The 18,922-nt window shown below is 58.2% G+C and carries 13 protein-coding genes; all 13 read right to left on the bottom strand.

The window, feature by feature from the left end:
- Positions 1-346: 346 nt before the first annotated feature.
- A complete protein-coding gene (locus TRESADRAFT_RS15105) occupies positions 347-1,765 on the bottom strand; it encodes a leucine-rich repeat domain-containing protein (protein ID WP_002704225.1) in 1,419 nt (472 codons plus the stop codon).
- A gap of 42 nt (positions 1,766-1,807) precedes the next feature.
- A complete protein-coding gene (locus TRESADRAFT_RS16240; protein ID WP_002704223.1) occupies positions 1,808-1,978 on the bottom strand; it encodes a hypothetical protein in 171 nt (56 codons plus the stop codon).
- 310 nt (positions 1,979-2,288) lie between these two features.
- Positions 2,289-2,999, bottom strand: a complete 711-nt coding sequence (locus TRESADRAFT_RS07045) for a DNA-binding domain-containing protein (RefSeq protein WP_002704221.1) — start codon at positions 2,997-2,999, stop codon at positions 2,289-2,291.
- 470 nt (positions 3,000-3,469) lie between these two features.
- A complete protein-coding gene (locus TRESADRAFT_RS07035) occupies positions 3,470-5,959 on the bottom strand; it encodes a glycoside hydrolase family 94 protein (protein WP_002704219.1) in 2,490 nt (829 codons plus the stop codon).
- A gap of 265 nt (positions 5,960-6,224) precedes the next feature.
- A complete protein-coding gene (locus tag TRESADRAFT_RS07030) occupies positions 6,225-8,363 on the bottom strand; it encodes a beta-galactosidase (RefSeq protein ID WP_002704216.1) in 2,139 nt (712 codons plus the stop codon).
- A 90-nt stretch (positions 8,364-8,453) separates the two neighbouring features.
- Positions 8,454-9,305, bottom strand: coding sequence for a sugar ABC transporter permease (locus TRESADRAFT_RS07025; RefSeq protein ID WP_002704214.1), 852 nt, complete (start codon positions 9,303-9,305; stop codon positions 8,454-8,456).
- On the bottom strand, positions 9,302-10,621 hold the full coding sequence (locus TRESADRAFT_RS07020) for a carbohydrate ABC transporter permease (RefSeq protein ID WP_002704213.1): 1,320 nt from the start codon (positions 10,619-10,621) through the stop codon (positions 9,302-9,304). Before TRESADRAFT_RS07020 ends, TRESADRAFT_RS07025 begins: the two co-directional genes overlap by 4 nt.
- Before the next feature lie 18 nt (positions 10,622-10,639).
- Entirely contained in the window at positions 10,640-11,851 is a 1,212-nt protein-coding gene (locus tag TRESADRAFT_RS07015; protein ID WP_002704211.1) for a sugar ABC transporter substrate-binding protein, read from the bottom strand.
- Positions 11,852-11,912: 61 nt separating this feature from the next.
- The gene (locus TRESADRAFT_RS15100; RefSeq protein ID WP_002704209.1) at positions 11,913-12,914 is read right to left on the bottom strand and encodes a LacI family DNA-binding transcriptional regulator; all 1,002 of its coding nucleotides are present in this window, start codon (positions 12,912-12,914) and stop codon (positions 11,913-11,915) included.
- A gap of 275 nt (positions 12,915-13,189) precedes the next feature.
- On the bottom strand, positions 13,190-14,383 hold the full coding sequence (locus TRESADRAFT_RS07005; RefSeq protein ID WP_002704208.1) for a galactokinase: 1,194 nt from the start codon (positions 14,381-14,383) through the stop codon (positions 13,190-13,192).
- Positions 14,384-14,551: 168 nt separating this feature from the next.
- Complete coding sequence (locus TRESADRAFT_RS07000) at positions 14,552-15,580, bottom strand: aldose epimerase family protein (protein ID WP_002704207.1); 1,029 nt, start codon at positions 15,578-15,580, stop codon at positions 14,552-14,554.
- A gap of 8 nt (positions 15,581-15,588) precedes the next feature.
- Complete coding sequence (gene galT, locus TRESADRAFT_RS06995; protein WP_002704206.1) at positions 15,589-17,097, bottom strand: UDP-glucose--hexose-1-phosphate uridylyltransferase; 1,509 nt, start codon at positions 17,095-17,097, stop codon at positions 15,589-15,591.
- Between the two features lie 609 nt (positions 17,098-17,706).
- Positions 17,707-18,909 (bottom strand): hypothetical protein, encoded by a 1,203-nt coding sequence (locus TRESADRAFT_RS06990; protein ID WP_002704205.1) that lies wholly within the window; start codon positions 18,907-18,909, stop codon positions 17,707-17,709.
- Positions 18,910-18,922 lie beyond the last annotated feature (13 nt).

Here is an 18,922-nt window from a genome sequence, read left to right as displayed (position 1 = left end):
GCTTCTTAGAACGGGCAAATCCCCATCAACACGCGCGCATCCGCCACGGTAGGCACGCGCCCCCGCGCGTACCGGCGAACGCTTGCTACAACTAAGCCGAACTTAGAACGGGCAAAGACTAGGCAATCCGCGTCCCCCCCGCCACGGTAGGTACGCGCCCCGTCGCGTGCCGGCGAACGCTTGCTACAACTAAGCCGAACTTAGAACGGGCAAAGGCTAGACAATCCGCGTCCCCCCGGCCACGGTAGGTACGCGCCCCCGCGCGTGCCGGCGAACGCTTGCTACAACTAAGCCGAACTTAGAACGGGCAAGGGAACAAGCAAGCGCTTCTTAGAACGGGCAAAGGCTAGGCAAGCGCCGCTTCCCCGTCGGCGCACTTCACTGTTTTTGCGGAAGCATTGCCGTTCCAGTCTTTGCCTTTTTTCACCGCGTCCCACTGCGCCATCGTTCCGCCGAACTCCACCGACGAAAGCGAATCGCAGTGAAAGAACGCATACTTGCCGATTTCCGCGACGCTCGGCGGAATCGACACCGACGAGAGCGACGAGCAGCCATAGAACGCGCACCAGTCGATTTTCGTGACGCTCGGCGGAATCACCACAGACGACAGCGACGAGCAGTCCCTGAACGCGCACCAGTCGATTTTCGTGACACCCTCGCCAATCGCCACCGAAGAAAGCGACGTGCATCCCTCGAACGCCCTCTCGCCGATTTCCGTGATGCTCGGCGGAATCACCACAGACGCAAGCGACGTGCAGCCTCTGAACGCACTCTCGCAGATTTCCGTGACTCCTTCGGGAATCGTGATTGAATCGCTCGGACTTGTGCAGTACAGAAGCACGTTGTCCTTGATTGCGAATCCACCCTTTATCGTGAGGCACGGATGCGAAAGTTCGCTGATGTTGCATCCCTCGAACGCCTTCTCGCCGATTTCCGTGACGCCCTCGGGAATCTCCACCGACGTAAGCGACTTGCAACCACAGAACGCATACTCGCCGATTACAGTGACGCTTGACGGAATCACCACAGACGAAAGCGACGTGCAGTCATAGAACGCACTCTCGCAGATTTCCGTGACGCCCTCGGGAATCTCCACCGACGTAAGCGACGTGCAGTCATAGAACGCACTCTCGCAGATTTCCGTGACACTAGACGGAATCACCACAGACGAAAGCGACTCGCAGTAACTGAACGCCCTCTCGCCGATTTTCTCCATGCCCTCGGGAAGAGCCACCGATACAAGGGACTTGCAGTTCGAGAACACTCCGTATATTATTCCGCTACGTGATGCATCGAGTTCCGTGATGCCGAACAAAGCGAGGTTCTTCACGCCGCTCCAGTTATGTTCAGTCAATACGCCTTTGGCAAACAGGTTCAGAGAGCCGTCGGAATCCGCCTTGAACGTAATGTTCTCCGCTTCCGTTTTGGGAATCTCGGCAAGCGGCAGCCTTTGCTTTTTTATCACGTCAAAGATTTCTTCTCCGCTCTTCGAGAAGTCCGAGAAGGCTTCAATCACTTTCTGGATTTTCGGAAGCCACTTTGACGAAACCTCACCGAACTTGAATACGCCGACATTCTTCCCAGCTTTCACAAGAGCGACTGTTTCATTCTTCTTGTTTGAGAGAATCTCGACAGAAGAGTCCTCCACGCCCTCAAGCAAAGCAGAAATCAGAGCGACCGCACCTGCTTTCTGCACTTCGGCAATCTTTTTGTTTTTTGCTTTCTGCTTCAGCCTTTCGTCCTCAATTTCCCAAATATCTGCCATTGTTTATTCTCCTCACGTCATGCTGAACTCGTTTCAGCATCTCTACAGCATCGCGTCGCCGTCAGCGCATTTCACGAGCTTTGCAGGAACGCCGTAGTTCCAGTCCGCGCCTTTTTTCACTGCTTTCCACTGCGCCACTGTTCCGCCGAACTGCATGAATAAAAGCGATTGGCAGAACCAGCACGCCGTTTTCAATATCCAAAAAATCAACATCTGCCATTGTTTATTCTCCTCATGTCATGCTGAACTTGTTTTGTCATTTCGACTACGCTCAATGACCAGTCGGTTGCTGAGCGAAGTCGAAGCATAGATTCCGAAACAAGTTCGCCAATGACTCCACGTCAAAATTCTCCACACTGCGGAGAATTTCGCTGTTCTGCTCCTGCAAGACTCTTTTTTTCAACATTGCGCCACCATAATAACGCGGAGTGCGTCAGCCTAATAGCGCAGTACCGCGTCAGCATAATAGCGCGGAGTGCGTTAGCGTAATGACGCAGACCGCGCTAGCATAATGGCGCAGTTTTTATTTAACCGCTGTCAAGATTTTTGCGAAACCGCCAGTTTTCACATTAGCTGTTTCGTGTCTTGAGCCGTTGATTTTCGTTCTCACCTCAACCGTGAACTCGCCCTCTGGAACGTCAGAGCCGAGCATGACCATGACTTTCGCGGGCTTGGGGTCGCCGACAGGAACGCAGCGGTATTCCTTGCCGTCGCTCGCTTTCACGAAAACGCCCTGCTCCGTGTCCTTCTTGTCGAACTTCAAGCGAGAGCCGAGAAGCTCCATGACAGAGCCGACTTTGACAGCCTGCGTGTCGCCTGAAATCGAGTCAGAGACCTGCGTGATGTAGGGGTCTGTGCTGCTGCCCTCTTTCTTGTAGACTTTGGCTTTTTTGGCGGCTTCACGGAGCAAAGTACCAGCCGTTGCATTGAGATTGACAGCGTGGCGTTTTGGGTCGAAGGTATCGTTCATGTTGGTGAACACGCCCGAAACGCTGAAAGACGTGCTGAACAAGTCCGAGTTGATGACACCGCCGTCCGCGATGATGTCAGCGTAGACTTTCGCCTCGTTCTTGCGGACTGCTGCCAAAGCTGCTTCGGTAACGCCGCCGAGCTTGACGATTTCCGCGTCGATGCGCTCCTGCGTCCACACCTGCGACTTTTCGGGAACGACCTGCGCCATGCAGTCGTCGGGGTCTGCCGTCAAGAGGTTTTCCCTCAAATAAATTGGAATCATAAAATGTCCTCCTTGCCTTAAAAGGCAGTTTTTTAAATACACCGTTTTTGTCATGCTTAACAGCTTTTATGTGAGAACCGATAAAGTGTGTTGATTTGATTGATGCCGCTTTTTGTAGTGGACGCCATGCGCCCCTTTGCCATTCGTTAAGATTTTGGATGTGTGGTTCCGGATGTCAGGCACTTTTTCCATGCCGGAATTGTAGTGCGGCACTATTGAATCGTCAAACAAAACGCATACGTTTTTGCGTCGACCACGCCCGGCGATGACGCAAAAAAGCCGCGCCGCCAAAGGAATTTTCCACTCCCCGACAGCACGGCTCATTCAAGAAATTCTCCACGCTTGCAATCCGCCCCGTTAGGCGAACGCCCCGTTCCAACCAATAACGCTTAAGACGCGCAACGGTTCACGGGGCGCTGCTCCCACCAAGCCGAACTTAGAACGGGAAAGGGAACAAGCAAGCGCGGAAATCAGCCGACGGTCGCGGTCACGAGGACTTCCTTCGCGCCCGCGTCAGCGTTGACGACAAGGCCGTCCGCGCTTCCGCCCTTGACGGAGAGCGACACTTTGCCCGCCGGGTCGTTGTTCACGACGGAAATGCGGTATGTCACGCCGCGGAACACGCGCACAATCTCGGCGTTCCTGACGTGGGCGGGAAGGCGCGGCTCCACGCACAGCCCCGCGTAGTCGGGGCGCACGCCGCAGATGTACTGCGACAGCGCGACGAAGTTCCACGCCGCCGTTCCCGTAAGCCAGCTGTTCTTCGCCTCGCCGAACCTTCTCGCCGTCTTTCCGGCAATCATCTGCGCGTAGACATACGGCTCGGTGCGGTGGATTTCGCTGATGTCCTCAAGATATGCGGGCGCGATTTTGCTGTAGTGCTCCCACGCGTCGGCGGGGCGTCCCGTCTTGATTTCGCCGATGACGACCCACGGATTGTTGTGGCAGAAGATTCCGCCGTTCTCCTTGTATCCCGGCGGATATGAGGAGACCTCGCCGAGCTCGACGTGGTATGTTTTGTACGGCGGGTCGACGATGCAGATTCCGTACTTGGAGTCGAGGCGCTCCTTCACGCTGTCGAGCGCCTTCGCCGGATAGCCCTTGTCCGCCCCGACCTGCGCCATCGTTCCGAATCCCTGGCTCTCGATGAAAATCTGGCCGTCCTCGCACTCGTGGCTTCCGACTTTGTTTCCCGCGTCGTCGTATGCGCGGAGATACCACGCGCCGTCCCAGCCCGCGGTGCAGATGCTTTCCTCCATCTTCTTCGCCTCAGCCTCCGCGAAGGCAGCCTCCGCCTCGTCGCCCATAAGGCGAGCCATCGCGGCGTAGTCGGGCGTGACGTAGACGAACATCTGCGCAATCATCACGGACTCGGCGTTCTTTCCTTCCTTGTTCGTGCATGTCTGGAACGAGTCGTTCGGGTCGGTCGAGAAGCAGTTGAGGTTCAGGCAGTCGTTCCAGTCGGCGCGGCCGATGAGCGGAAGACCGTGCGGTCCCATGTGCGTGGTGATGTAGCGGTAGCTGCGGCGGAGATGCTCGTACATCGTCGCCGTGTTCTTCTCGTCGTTGTCGAACGGAACCTGCACGTCGAGGAACGACTTGTCGCCCGTCTCGCGGATGTAGCCGCCGACTCCGAGGACGAGCCAGAGCGGGTCGTCGTTGAAGTTAGAGCCGATGTCGGCGTTCCCGCGCTTGGTGAGCGGCTGGAACTGGTGGTACGCGCTTCCGTCGGGGAACTGCGTCGCCGCGACGTCGAAGAGGCGGTCACGGATTCTCTTGGCGGGAAGCTGGTGAGCCGCGCCGAGCATGTCCTGGCTCGTGTCGCGGAAGCCCAGCCCGCGCCCGATTCCGCTCTCGAAGTAGCTTGCCGAGCGGGCGAAGTTGTATGTGACGACGCACTGATACTGGTTCCAGAGCGCCATCCTGTCGAGCTTCTCGTCGCCCGTCTTGAGCGTGAAGTGCGACAGCGTCTCGTCCCAGAATTTCCTGAGCGCGCAGAACGCCTCGTCAACCTTTTCCGAGGTGCCGAATTTTTCCTGCAATGCGTAGGCTTTTTCCTTGTTGATGATTCCGCTCGCCGTGTTCGTGCGGAGAAGCCCCGCGTCAAGCGCCGCCTTCGCGTCCGCGTCCGAGAGGAATTTCTCCTCGTTCTCGACATATCCGAGGACGAAGACGAGCGTGCGGCTCTCGCCCGCCTTGAGCGTGACGTTCACGCGCTGGCTTGCGATGGGCGACCATCCGTCCGCGACAGAATTCCCGCTCTTCCCCGAAATGACGGCGTCCGCCTCGTCGAGCGAGTTGTGCAGCCCGAGGAACGTCTCGCGGTCGGTGTCGAACCCGTCGGCCTTGGCGTTCACGCTGAAGAACGCGAAGTGGTTGCGCCGCTCGCGGTATTCGGTCTTGTGGTAGATTGCGGTCCCGCGCGCCGTCGTCTCAATCTCGACCTCGCCCGTGGAGAAGTTGCGCTGGAAATTCGTGCAGTCGTCCTGCGCGTTGTAGAGACACCACTCGACGAACGACACGACAGAGACGGTCTTGTCCGCGCCGCTTTCGTTCCTGAGCGTGAGGCGCTGGACTTCGCAGTTCTCGCCGTTGGGAACCATATAAAGCACGTCGGCGGAAAGCCCGTTCTTTGCGGAAGAAATCTTCGTGTAGCCGAAGCCGTGGCGGCACTCGTAGCGGTCGAGCGCGGTCTTCATCGGCTTGAAGCCGGGGTTCCAGATTGCGTCGCCGTCCTTGATGAACAGGTAGCGCCCGTTCGCGTCGAGCGGAATGTCGTTGTAGCGGTAGCGCGTCAGGCGGCGGAGCCTCGCGTCCGTGTAGAACGCGTATCCGCCCGCCGTGTTCGAGATGAGCGAGAAGAATTTCTCGTTGCCCAAATAGTTTATCCACGGATACGGGGTGAGCGGCTGCTCAATCACATATTCCCGAGCCTCGTCGTCGAAGTGTCCGAATTTCATGCTTCCTCCTATTTCAAATGCAGCAAAAAACTGCGAAAAGGATACCAAAAAAAAACGCAGCCGTGAACAAAACGGAATCGAAACGAATTTAAATAATACAAAATTTGGACAATTCTGATAAAAAAATGACAATCAAACGCAAAACAGCGGCGCGGAAATGCCCCCGCAAAAAAAATCCGCGGCAGACGACGAAGAAGCCTGCCGCGGAAAAAACGCGCCCCGTCCGCCATAAGCCGGTTTCCGGCGGCGCGGTTTTGCCGGAATGCTACCGCGCTTTCTCCGCGCCGATTCCGAACGACCACTCGTACTCGACGGAGACGGAAAGAAGCTCGCGCCTCATGCCGCTGTCCGGGAATGAAGGCGGGTTCTCTATGTATATCCGCGCATCCTTCGTCAGCGGCTCAATCTCAAGCTCAAGCGAAGAAAGCTCCGCGCCGCAGCCCGTGAAACGCTTCAGCCCGATTTCCCACGGAATTCTCTCGTCCATGAAAAAATCGTCGAGGAGAAGATGCCGTTTTCCGCAGGCGGAGCTGAACAGCCGCGCGCTCCCGCCGACATAGCGGAGCGAGACGAACGCGTCGGAGATGCCGCCTGTTCCGATGCGGGAAAGCTCGCCCGAAAAGTCGAGCCCGTACCTGCCGCCGCCGAACGGGACGAACTCGCATGTTCCCGCCGACGAGGATGGCGCTCCGATTTTCTCGTACCGCGCGAAAAGCACCGGCGGCAAATCGTCCGCCTCGTTCATGTTGACGCTCCCCGTCCTGCGCCATCCGTCCGGGCACGAATCGAAATCCGGGAAGACGAGGAACGACGCGTCCCGCCGCCCCTCAATCCTGATGCCGCCGCCGGGCAGGCCGAACGCGTGCGCGTCGTCGCCCGTTATGAGAAGCCGTCCCCCAGCCTTCCACGCGTTGAGCGCGTTCCGCCGCGACAGGACGAGGAAATCGGACGGTTTTTCCCCGCCGGCACAGTCGAAGAACGATGAGCGGCTCCCGTCGTTCCGCCTCTTGTAGAAGACGGTTTTCCCGCCTACCGCGCAGAACGGAGTCACCGTCGCAGTCCTCACGGGCGTCCCGCCGAATTCCATGTTGAACGGCAGGAAGAAGAAATCGCCGTCCTCTATTTCGAGCGCGGGAAGCCTCGTTTTCCCGTCGGGTGAGGAAAGGACGGCGTCGTGGCGCGGAAGGTGCTGGTGGCGCACGTAATTGTTCACGAAGACGTATCCTTTCGAGCCGTCGCTTCTGAACGAATGGCGGAGGGAAGAGAAATCCGCGGGGTTTTGCGGATTTTCGTCAGGGATGACCGTCCCGAGCGCGCACAGGCTGCCGCCGAAATCCCCCGCAAAGTACGAAAGGAGCTTCAGCTCGCGCATCGTGTCGGAAACCTGCCCGAATTCGCGGATTGGCGCGCGGAAATCGTAATTTTTGACCGGAAGGTCGTTGAGCGAGCCGGTGTCCGTCGATTCCTGGAGCGTCGAGAGCCTGCCGTCGGGATTCGTCCCCCCGTGGTACATGTAGAAGCCGAGGAGGTTGCAGCCGCTTCCCATCTTGACGAGCGCGACCGCCGCGATGTCCGACGCTGTCGCAATCGTCCGCCGGTGCTTCGTCACCTGAAGCCCGCCTCCGAGCTCCGCCGTAAGATACGGGAATTTCTTTATGTCGAACGTAATCCCGTAGCCGAAACCGTGGTCGCTGCCGATATTGTGGTCGTTCCGCTCGAACGTGAACGTATAGTTCCCGCTCGGCTCGATTTCCGTCGTACGAGGGTCCCACGGAGCGTCGCAGTATCCGCCCATGACCGGAATCATCCCGCCGGTCCAGGCGCCGCCCCATCCCGTCGCGGTGTACAAGTCCACGACGAACCCGGCGTCGCGGGCACTGTCGCGCAGCTTCCGCATGTGGAGCTCGCCCGCCTCTTTCTCGTATATGCCGCCGCAGTGCCCGAATTCGTTCTCAATCTGCACGCCGATTATCGTGCTCCCGACGAATCCGGCGACCTGCGAGAAGACGGCGCGGTACCACCGCCCGACCTCGGAAAGGTAGCGCGGGTCGTTCGTGCGCGGCTCGAAATCCTTCTTGAGCAGCCAGTCCGGGAATCCCCCGTTCCTGACCTCGCCGTGGCACCACGGGCCGATGCGCAAAAGGACTTTCATCCCGCACGATGACGCCGTCTCCACGAAGCGACGGAGGTTCCTGTCGCCGCTCCAGTCGTATTCGCCCTCAATCTCCTCGTGGTGAATCCAAATCGTATACGCGGAGACGACATCGACGCCGCCCGCCTTCATTTTCAGAAGCTCGTCCGCCCAAAAAGCGTTGGGGACGCGCGAATAGTGAATCTCTCCCATGACGGGGAACCATCTCTTCCCGTCGCGGATAAGGCTTATGCTGTCAAATCCGTATGACATCTAAAAATCCTCCAAACCCAAAAAAAGACCGTGCCCGCACGGGTCATCCGCGAAAAGCCAGGCACGGCCGAACGGAAAAACCGGGGCGGCTCATTCCTTGACCGCGGCGCCCCCGAAACTCGTCACGAGCGTCTTCTGCGTTATCAGGAAGAAGAGCACGAACGGGACGGCAATCAGGAGCGCGCCCGCCGCAAAAATCGTGAATTCGTTCTTCTTGTCGCTCACGAACCCGAAAAGCCCGACCGCAAGCGTCATCTTCTCGGACGAGCGCAGCACCATCTTCGGGAAGATGAAGTCCATCCACGGCGCGGTGAAGCTCGTTATCGCGAGGAACGTTATTATCGGGCGCGCCACGGGAAGGATTATCTGCCAGAAGACGCGCAGATGCCCCGCCCCGTCGATTCTCGCCGCCTCGTCAAGGTTCCGGCTCACCGTGTCCATGTAGTTTTTCACGAGCCAGGTGTTGTACGGGATGTTCCCCGCCGTGTAGACGAGGACGAGCCCCCAGAGCGTGTCGAGTCCCCCGCAGCGCAGCAGGATGACGTATATCGCAATCATCCCGACGAAGCTCGGGAAAATCTGGAGTATGAGCAGCGACATCAGGAACGGTTTCTTGAGCCGGAACGAGAAACGCGAGAAAACATATGCCGACAGCGACGACACGACAACAGTCGCCGCGGAAGTCGCCAGCGAAATCGCCAGCGTGTTCGCGAACCATCTTCCGTAATCGGTCTTCGTGAACAAATCGGCGAAATGCGCGACAGTGAACCCGTCCCCGAACGGCACGATGCTCATCGCCGCGATTGAATTCCCCGGGGAGAACGCGCCGGCGACGACGTACACGAGCGGATAGAGGACGAGGAACGAAATGGCGAGGAAAATGACGTACATGACGGATTTGTTGAGCCATTCCGCGAAATTCGTGTGGTTTATCTCTTTCATACGGAACCTTCCTTGTATGCTTTTGTCTTCCTGAACTGCAGAATCGCGAACGGAGCAAGGACGATGAAAATCATCACCGCGATGACCGACGCGTACTGATACTGCTGCAGGTTCATCGTCAGCTTGTATATCCACGTCACGAGGATGTCCGTTCCGCCCGCCGACGTCACCGTCGAGTCCGCGACGACCGGCTCACCGCCCGTGAGGAAGAAAATCGCGCCGAAATTGTTCACGTTGTGCGCGAAGCTCATGATTATGAGCGGCAGCGTCTGGTAAAGGACGAGCGGCAGCGTTATCTTCGCGAAAATCTGTCTGCGGTTCGCGCCGTCAACGCGCGCAGCCTCGTTCATGTCCTCGCTGATTGCCGTCATCGTCCCCAGCGAAAGGAGCATGAAGTATCCGAATCCCGCCCAGAGGTTCACGAGGACGCATGTCACCTGCGCGAGGAGCGGGTCGGACAGCCACGGAATTCCCTTCTCGATAATCCCCAGGTGGATGAGCGTCCTGTTGATGATGCCGGACGTCCCGTTGAGGAGGTTCTTCCACACGAGCATGGAGACGACGTTCGGGACGGCATACGGAAGGATGAATATGAATCGGAACGCGGGGGCCACGGAAAACCTCGTCTCCTTGAGCTGCACCGCGACGACAAGCCCGCCGGCGTAGCACGTCACCGTCGCGAGCACCGCCCAGACAAGCGTCCACACGGCGACGCGGACGAATCCCGCCGACCAGTTGTTCCCGCCGCCGAGGAGGGAGGCGAAATTCTTCATGCCGACCCAATCTATAGTGTTGTTCGGCGATATGTGCGCCGGAGCCGAATAGTTCGTGAACGCGACGAGAACGGAGAACACGAGCGGCACGACGACGAAAACCGCGACCATGACGACCGCCGGCGCGAGCGCGAAGACGGGGAACGAGTCGGAAAGAGCCCTGCCCACCGACTCCGCCTGCGTCCGGAACCTGCCCGTCCGCCTGTACTCGCGATACCCGCTCATCGCGCTCCGGACGCTCAGCACGTAGAGCGCCGCGAAGACCGCACCCGCGGCGAGGACGAGAATCCCGTCTATCATCATGAAAAGCGAGTTGTCGCGCAGCTTTATGACAAGCTCCGGATGCGGCTCTCCAAGCGTCACGAACGACGCGAGCTTCCCCGCGAAGAACGGCAAAAGCGCGATGAACGCAAGCTCAAAGAACGCGAAGAACGCCCCCTTCGCATATTCCTTCAGGTAGACGATATGCGACAGCCCCATGAAGCACGTGGCAACGGCGCGCACCTTGCGCGACTCGTCGACGTCATTTCTCAAACTGACCATGTTTCCTCCTCCGCTCACCTACTGCGCCACAATCGCGGAATTGCAGGCATCGAGCTCCCTGCGCACGTCCGCGCCGTTCCATATGTTCTTCGAGGCGCTGTTCATAGCGTTCCAGTACATCGCCATCTCGGGGATCGACGGCATCGGGAACGAATATTCGAGCTGCTTCATGAACCCGCCGAGGTACGGGCTTTCCACATCGACGCTCACGCTCGGAAGCGCGCCCGTCAGCCTGAACCGAAGAACCTGCATCTCGTCGCTCATGAGGAAACGCGCGAAATCGTTCGCCTCGTCAGGAAAATCGGAATACGCGGAGACGAACATCGCGCGCGTCCCCGAAAAAGACGCCGCGGGGCTATCGTCGCCCGGAAGCGACGGCAGCGGGGCAACGCCGAAATCGATTCCCGCCTTGCCGAACGCGACGACGTTCCACAGCCCCGTTATGTGCATCGCGGCGTTCCCGCTCTGGAATGCCGCGTCGACCGTCGCGGTGTCGAGGTCGGACGCGGGAATGTCGAGGGCATGGCGAAGGCTCTGGAAGAACCTCATCCCGCTGACCGATTTCTCCGAGTTTATGTTCGAATGCTCCCTGTCCGTCCCGTTCTCGCCGAACAGCCTGTTCCCGTCTGCGGTCGTGAAGACAATCGTGTAGTAGCCGTTCCCCACGTCCATAACGAACCCGCGCTTCCCCGGATTCTCCGCGTTGAATCGCTCCGACCACGACGCGAGGGACTGCCACGTTCGCGGAACGTCCGCGTCGGCGATGAGATTCCGGTTGTAGAAAAGCGCGTACGTCTCGGCGGAAACGGGGTAGCCGTACATGATTCCGTCATACGTCAGGGCAGTCGAGCACGACTTGAGCGCCCGGCTGCGCACCTCCTCCGGATTCTTCGTCGCGAGTACGTGCCCGCCGATCGCAAGCGTCCCGAGCCTGTCGTGCGGCGCCGCGAAAACGTCGGGTCCGACACCCGCAGGACCGTCAAGCGCAATCTGGCCGACGGAATCGCCGACCTCAACGTTGACGAACTTGATGCGGATTTTCGGGTGCGTCTCCTCGTAAATGCGCCCCGCCTGCCGTATGAATTCGTCAGGCCCGTTCGTCGATTCCCACACGACGAGCGTAATCGTCCCGTCCTCGGCGATACGGGGATTCTTCTTCGCGCACGAGCACAGCGCGAAAACAGCGGAGAGCGCCGCAACAAAGACGCTCCCCCTCGCAAATCTCCTCATATATTCCTCCTAAAATGCATTGCTTGTCCTATAAGGATTTCCCGCACGAGCGAACCCTGCATCACGCCGTCCCCCTGAATTCGAAGGAGCAGCCGACGAACGTGCATTCCTCGACGTCGTCGCCGGAAATCATCCTGAGCGCGGTCTCCGCCGCCCTCTCCCCGAGCCCGAACGCATCGACCTTCAGCGCGCTCACGGGCGGGTCGCTCGACGCGAGCAGCACGCTGTCGTGGAACGAGGCGATACGCACATCGCGCCCCGCCTCGATGCCGATTGCCTTCAGCACGGAAAGGACGCGCACGCACACCACGTCGTCGGAGCAGAGAATCAGATTCCAGTGGTTGTCGAACACCGACGTGTCCATGTCGTCAAGGTACGTGCAAATCGCGTACTGCACATCATCGGAGCACGTCTTCTCCATCCCGCCCAAAAACCCCAGAAGGCGGTTGTTGTTCGCCTCGATGTCAAGGGAGCCGCAGACGAAAAGCACTCTGCCCCGCTCCACGAGGCCGCATCGCCTCACGCATTCGGCTGTAAAACGGGCGCAGCTTTCCGTCATCCGCGAATCGACGCAGACGAGCCCGTCCTTCACGCCGGAGCCGATTACGACGAACGGAATGCCGCTTTTCCTGAGGAATTCGATGTTTTCGTCCCCGCGCCGGAACTGCATCAGGACGACGCCGTCCACCTTCCTGTTCGAGACGACCTTCGCAAGCAGGCTTCCGCCCGCCGCGCCGTCCATGCAGACGAGGACGCTGTAATCCGAGGCGGCGGATTTCGCGACCATCCCGTTCAGGCATTCGTGGAAGAACATCATCTCGACGTTCGTCGCCTCCGACGGCATGACGGCGGCGATATTGAGCGTCAGCTGTTTCGCGAGCGCCTTCGCGGCAAGGTTCGGGATGAACCCGTTCCGATGCGCGCACTCCTCAACGCGGGCGCGCGTCTCCGCGCTTATTCTTTTCGAACCGGCAAGCGCACGAGAGACAGTGCTCTTCGATATGCCGAGTTCCCTGGCGATGTCGTCCATCGTGAACGACTGTTGGTGCAATCGGTTGCTCATACAGGAGCAACTGTACAATCGATTGCACAGAATGTCAACGAACAAAAAATACGATGTGCGGGGAAAACGCGACAGCTGAAGAAAAGCCGCGCAAAAAAAAGCACGCAATGATAGCCGAAGAAATTCCGTCACGCCGAACATGTTCAGCGCATCGGGGCGGGCGGCGAAGAAGAGGAAGCCGAATCACGTTCGGAACGGCAAAGCGTGCCGCTCAGCGCGATTTCCGGACGGAGCAAAAAAAAGCCGCGCCCGATTGCGGGGCGCGGCATATCGAATCAGATGAGGCGGGACACGCCGTCGCCGGACTCGCAGGCGAAGAACCCGGCTTCGTACCCGATTTTCGCGGAATACTCGCGCTGCACGTTCTCGATGAAGCTGCCTACGGAATCCTTGTGCACGAGAGCTATGGCGCAGCCGCCGAAACCGGCTCCCGTCATACGCGCACCGAGGCATCCTTCCTGGGCGCACGCGGAATCGGCAAGCGTATCAAGCTCGACGCCGGTGACCTCGTAATCGTCACGGAGCGAGGCGTGCGATTCCTTCAGGAGCGAGCCGAGGCGGGCAAGGTCCCCCGCGCGGAGGGCGTCGACCGCATCCAGCACGCGCTGGTTCTCGTTCACGCAATGCGTCACGCGCCGCTCAAGCACGGGCTCCCCGACGATGCCGCGCACCTCGCCCCAGCGCGCCGGCGTCATGTCGCAGAGGGCTTCAATGTCGACGCCGCCGGCGCGCAGCCTCCGCAGCGCCTCCTCGCACTCGCCCCTCCGCTCGTTGTACTTCGAGTCGGCGAGCTTCCTGACCTTGTTCGTGTTCATGACGACGAAGCGGTAGTCGCCGAGCTCAAGCGGGGCATATTCGTATTCGAGCGTGGCGCAATCGAGCATCTCGGCGAAATTGCGCTTTCCCGTCGCGATGATGAACTGGTCCATTATGCCGCAGTTCACCCCCATGAAGTTGTGCTCGCTCATCTGCCCGAGCTTGGCAATCTCGATGCGCCCGATGCCGAACCCGAACGTCTCGCTCACGGCATACGCGAACCCGCACTCAAGCGCGGAGCTCGACGAAATTCCGCCGCCCGCCGGAACGTTCGACACCATCAGAATCTCGAACCCGCAGCCGAAACGGCATCCGCGCGCCTTCATCTGGCTGAGGATTCCGTTCAGGTAGTTCGCGTAGTCGTTCTTCTTGTCGAAGGCGAAATCGTCGTTTATGTCGAATTCGAACGTCCCGGGGAAGCGCACGTCGTTGTACACGACCTTCGTGTCGCTCCTCTTCCGTATCGCCACGTAAAGGTAGCGGTTGATTGCCGCGGGAAACACCTTCCCGCCGTTGTAGTCAATGTGCTCGCCGATTATGTTTATGCGCGCCGGCGAGGAGAAGACCGCGACGTCCTCGCCCCTGCCGCCGTAAATCCTGACGAATTCGGGAACAAGCTCCCTCGGGTCGTATTCCCTAGCTGTAAGACTCATCGTAACCTCCAAAAATGCCGCTGGAGACCGCGGCAAATAAGAATAAACCTGTCCGGAAACTTCATTTTCCGGACAGGTTACTTTGAAATGCGATGTTCAAAAACGTGCTGCTTGCGCGCCTTTGAACTCGTCGACCAGAGCGATAACGAAGTTATCGGACAGGTCTAATCAAAGGAATTTGTAAAGCGTCTCCGAGCGGTACACCTCGCCCGGATTCATAATGCAGCCGGGGAATTCCGCGCGGTTCACCGCATCGTTGAGGCGCTGCGACTCGAAGCAGATTCCGTCGTGCTTCGAATGCGTCATGCCGTCCCTTCCGCGGCTTCCCTCGAGGTAGTTCCCCGAATACACCTGGACCCCGCGCTGGTTCGTGAAAATCTCCATCGAGATTCCCGTGAGCGGAGAGGAAACAATGCCGAAACGCACCATCCCCGTCTCGTCGGCGCCCGTGATGTAGCAGTTGTCATATCCGCCGCCGATTCTCATGTCGCATCCGGCGATGTCCTTCCCCACGCTCTTCGCGGAGCGGAAGTCGAGCGGCGTCCCGGCTACGGGGAGAATCCTTCCCGTCGGGATGCACGCGCCGTCCACCTCAAGGAATTCGCCCGAGTCAATCTGAAGCTCGTGGTTGAGGATGCCCTCGATTTTCCCGCCCTCGGGCTTCGTTCCGTTGAGGTTGAAATACGAATGGTTCGTAAGCGAAATCGGCGTCCTCGAATCGCACGTCGCGGTATACCCCATGAAGAGTCCGCCGTCCCTCAGCGCGTACTCGACGGTTATGTCCACGTTCCCGGGGAACCCCTGCTCGCCGTCGGCGCTCCTTCTCCTGAAAATCACGCCGTCATCTGTCGCCCCGCTGCTCCAAAGCGCCTTCTCGTAACGGAACGTTCCCCCGTGCAGCGTGTTCGCGCCGTCGTTCGCGTCAAGCTCGTACCTCTTCCCGTCAAGGGTGAACCCCGCGCCTGATATCCTGTTAGCGACGCGCCCGACGACCGCGCCGCGGGAATCCCCGCACCCGTCGTATTCGCCGACGGTGCCGAATCCCAGCGCCACGTCGACCATGTTCCCGGAACGGTCCGGCACGAATATTGACAGAATGGTGCAGCCCAAATCGGTCGCGACGAATTTCATCCGTCCGTCCGACACGCTGTAGACGAGATTCTTCCCGTCAACGGATTTCTCAACAACGCATTTCATAAAACACCTCACACTTTCGAGAGGAAGCGCTCGAATGCGGCGCGCCCCCCATCATCGCACTTGAAAACGCCGGCATGCTCGAGAACCTTCGAGAACACCATCCCGACCTCACGCTGCAGGATTCCCCACGCCATCCGCTGCTCCACCTTCCCGTACTTCGCGCGAAGCTCAGAGAGCCAGTCGGCATGCTTCGACAGAACCTCGTCGCCGGAGATGTCCCGCCCGTCCACGAACGCGTCGGCAAGCGCGGAAAGCTCGTCCTTGAGGCGCGCGGGAAGGACGGCAAGTCCCATAACCTCAATCAGTCCGATGTTCTCCTTCTTGATGTGGTGGAGCTCCTTGTGCGGATGGTAGACTCCGAGCGGATGCTCCTCCGTCGTGATGTTGTTCCGCAGGACGAGATCGAGCTCGAATTTCCCGCCGCGCATGCGCGCTATCGGGGTTATCGTGTTGTGCATCTCGCCGCCGCTCTCCGCGATGATGAACGCGTCCTCGTCGGTGTACGAGCGCCATTTCTCGAGTATGCGGTCGGCAAGCTCGACGAGCCGCTCCGCCGAAGCCGAGGATATCCTCACGACGCTCAGCGGCCACCTGACTATCCCGACCTCGACGTCCTTGAAGCCGTCTATGACGACCATCTTCTCGTATCCGGCCTTCGCCATGGGGAATTCGTACGCCCCGCCCTGATAGTGGTCGTGCGACAGTATCGAGCCTCCGACTATCGGCAAGTCGGCGTTGCTCCCGAGCGTGTAGTGCGGGAATTTCCCCACGAATTCAAGCAGCCGCTCGAACGTCTTCCTGCATATCTTCATGGGAACATGCTCATAGTTGAAGACGATGCAGTGCTCGTTGTAGTACACATACGGCGAATACTGGAATCCCCATTTCTCGCCCGCCAGCTCAAGCGCTATCACGCGGTGGTTCGCCCGTGCCGCGTGGTCGAGCCTTCCGCCGTAGCCGACGTTCTCCTTGCAGAGAAGGCACTTCGGGTATCCTGCATTTCTGATGCTCTTTGCCGCTGCGATTGCCTTCGGATCCTTCTCCGGTTTCGAGAGGTTTATCGTTATGTCCAGCTCCCCGAACGGCGTCTCCGTCTTCCACTTCAGGTCCTTGCGGATTCTGTACCGCCTGATGTAGTCGGTGTCCTGCGAGAACTTGTAGAAGAAATCGGTGGCCTCTTTTGCGCTTCTCTCGTACCTGCTCCAGAATTCCCTTGAGATTTCGGACGGCTTCGAGACCATGACCGCCATCAGTTTCGTGTCGAAGATGTCTCTGTGCGTTTTTGTCGGTCCGGCGACTCCCTTCTCCTGCGCGTAGTCCAGCATTTCCGAAAGGATTTCCTCCAAATCGTCCACGCTCACTTCGGGAAGGGAATTGGCTTCGTCGTCGTTTTCGAATCCGTCAAGCCCGAGCTCCGAAAGGAGTCTGTTTTTCACGAACGCGACGTCCTCGCGCTCAATCAGTCCCGTCCTGACTCCATAGGATGCGAGCCTGCTGATGTTCTCATAGATGTTCATGCGGCCATTCTAACGTTTTTTTTAGGAAAAATACAACTGCAACCGATTGCATAGATTTTTCCGTATTTTCCGAAAATGGTCGCCGGTTTCCAAAAAAAAGCGGTGTTGTTCCTTCGATTCTTTTTGAACCAAACGGAGACGGCGCAGCCGTCGGAGTGCGGTAGGTGGGGTTCGGGGACGCTTCCCCGAGTTGTTCGTCAGGGCTTTCCCGGAAGCTCTTTTCTTTTTGGGCGTTATTTCCAAGACACTTTAGTGGCGAGGAAATGACGCCCTAAGAAGTCTAAGAAGACTAAGAGAGGCCAAAAAAAGTGCCTTTTTTCATTCCAAGTCCCGAACTGTTTCATTCCAAGTCCCGAACTGTTTCATTCCAAGTCCCGAACTGTTTCATTCCAAGTCCCGAACTGTTTCATTCCAAGTCCCGAACTGCTTTACTTGTGTACTGCGAAAAACGGTTCAAGGTACTCTGAATATGTATGTATGTTTTTTTTCATTCCAAGTCCCGAACTGCTTTACTCATGTACCGCAAAAATCGCGATTCTGCTCGTGATTTTATACGATACAGGAATTTCATTCCAAGTCCCGAACCGCGCGCTTTTTGTGTAGTCGTTTTCAGAACGCGTTGTGGTTCTTTCCCACGCTCTCGTCGTCCTTCGCGATGGCGGCAAGCTCCTCGTCGGTGAGGTTTCCCTCGTACTCGGGAATCATCGTCTTGTCGCTCTCCCTGTACACCCCGATTATGAATTCCTTCGAAGAGGCGTTGTAGGTGCATTTTTTGGGGGCATAGCGGAAACCTTTCAGGAGCCCGTTCCGCGCCATCTCGTTTAGGAGCATGTTCGCCTTGTCGACGAAAATCCGCATCTCGTTCGTGTTGCGGATTTTGAGGTGCGTGTTGAGGTTCTGCGGGTCGACGTGTATCAGCATGTCCTCCGCCTTTATCGTTATGTAGTCGCCGTTTCCGTTGTCGCGTTCCGCCAGATACAGCGCGTATTTCCGGTACGTTGTCGGGTACTTCCTCACCGAACGGTATTTCATGAACTTGGGGGAATTCTTGAACTGCCGTATCGAGGTCTCGAGCTTCGCCTGGAAGTTCGTCCCAATCTGCACGAACGGCCCCCCGATTTCCTTGAGCGCCGCCTCGAAAAGCGGGCCGAAGAACGTTATTTCTATCCCGTATATCTTGCCGAACTTCTCCGAGTCGTCCTTGCCGCTCTCGATGATGTCCTCGAGCTTGTCCATGAGCTCCTCGGCCATCGCCTCGTCGGCGTTCGTCTTCTTGATTTCAATCATCTGGTTCATGATTTCCTCCGTCTTCTTGTTGCGGAGGTTGCGCTGCCGCTCTATCAGGTTCTTGATGCGGGAGTCGTTCTTGTCCGTCGCCTCCTGATAGAGCGTTATCTGAATCGGAGACGTCCTGACGATTATCCCGTTCCCGATTGATATCGCCTTGACTGTCTTCGAGTCCTGCAGCTTGAGCAGCTCCTTGAGGAGCGTGTTCTTCGTCTCCTTCCTGTAGCTCCCCAGCGCGAAGTGCTTGAAGTCCTCCCAGGTGAGAGTCGCGTGCAGGAAGAAGCTGTCAGGGACCTGCTGAACTATCGGCTCTCCGTTTATCGTCGGGTTCTCGTTGCAGAGCATTGTTATGCAGTCGAAGAGGTACGGATACGCGCCGGCAAGCTGGTATGCGTTCGACTTGAGCTTGTCCGTCGTCAGCTTCCTGTTCTCGTCGATTACCGTCATCGACTGCGTTGATTTCTGCGTCGCCAGCTCCGTGGAGACGAGGTTCTTCGGGTATCTCAGGTTCGTCAGTTCTTTCATGTTCGTTCCGCCG

The sequence above is a fragment of the Treponema saccharophilum DSM 2985 genome (genome assembly GCF_000255555.1).
Lineage (GTDB): Bacteria > Spirochaetota > Spirochaetia > Treponematales > Treponemataceae > Treponema_D > Treponema_D saccharophilum.
Note: the sequence above shows the minus strand (reverse complement) of the source record. Positions and strands in the feature narration are given on the sequence as shown.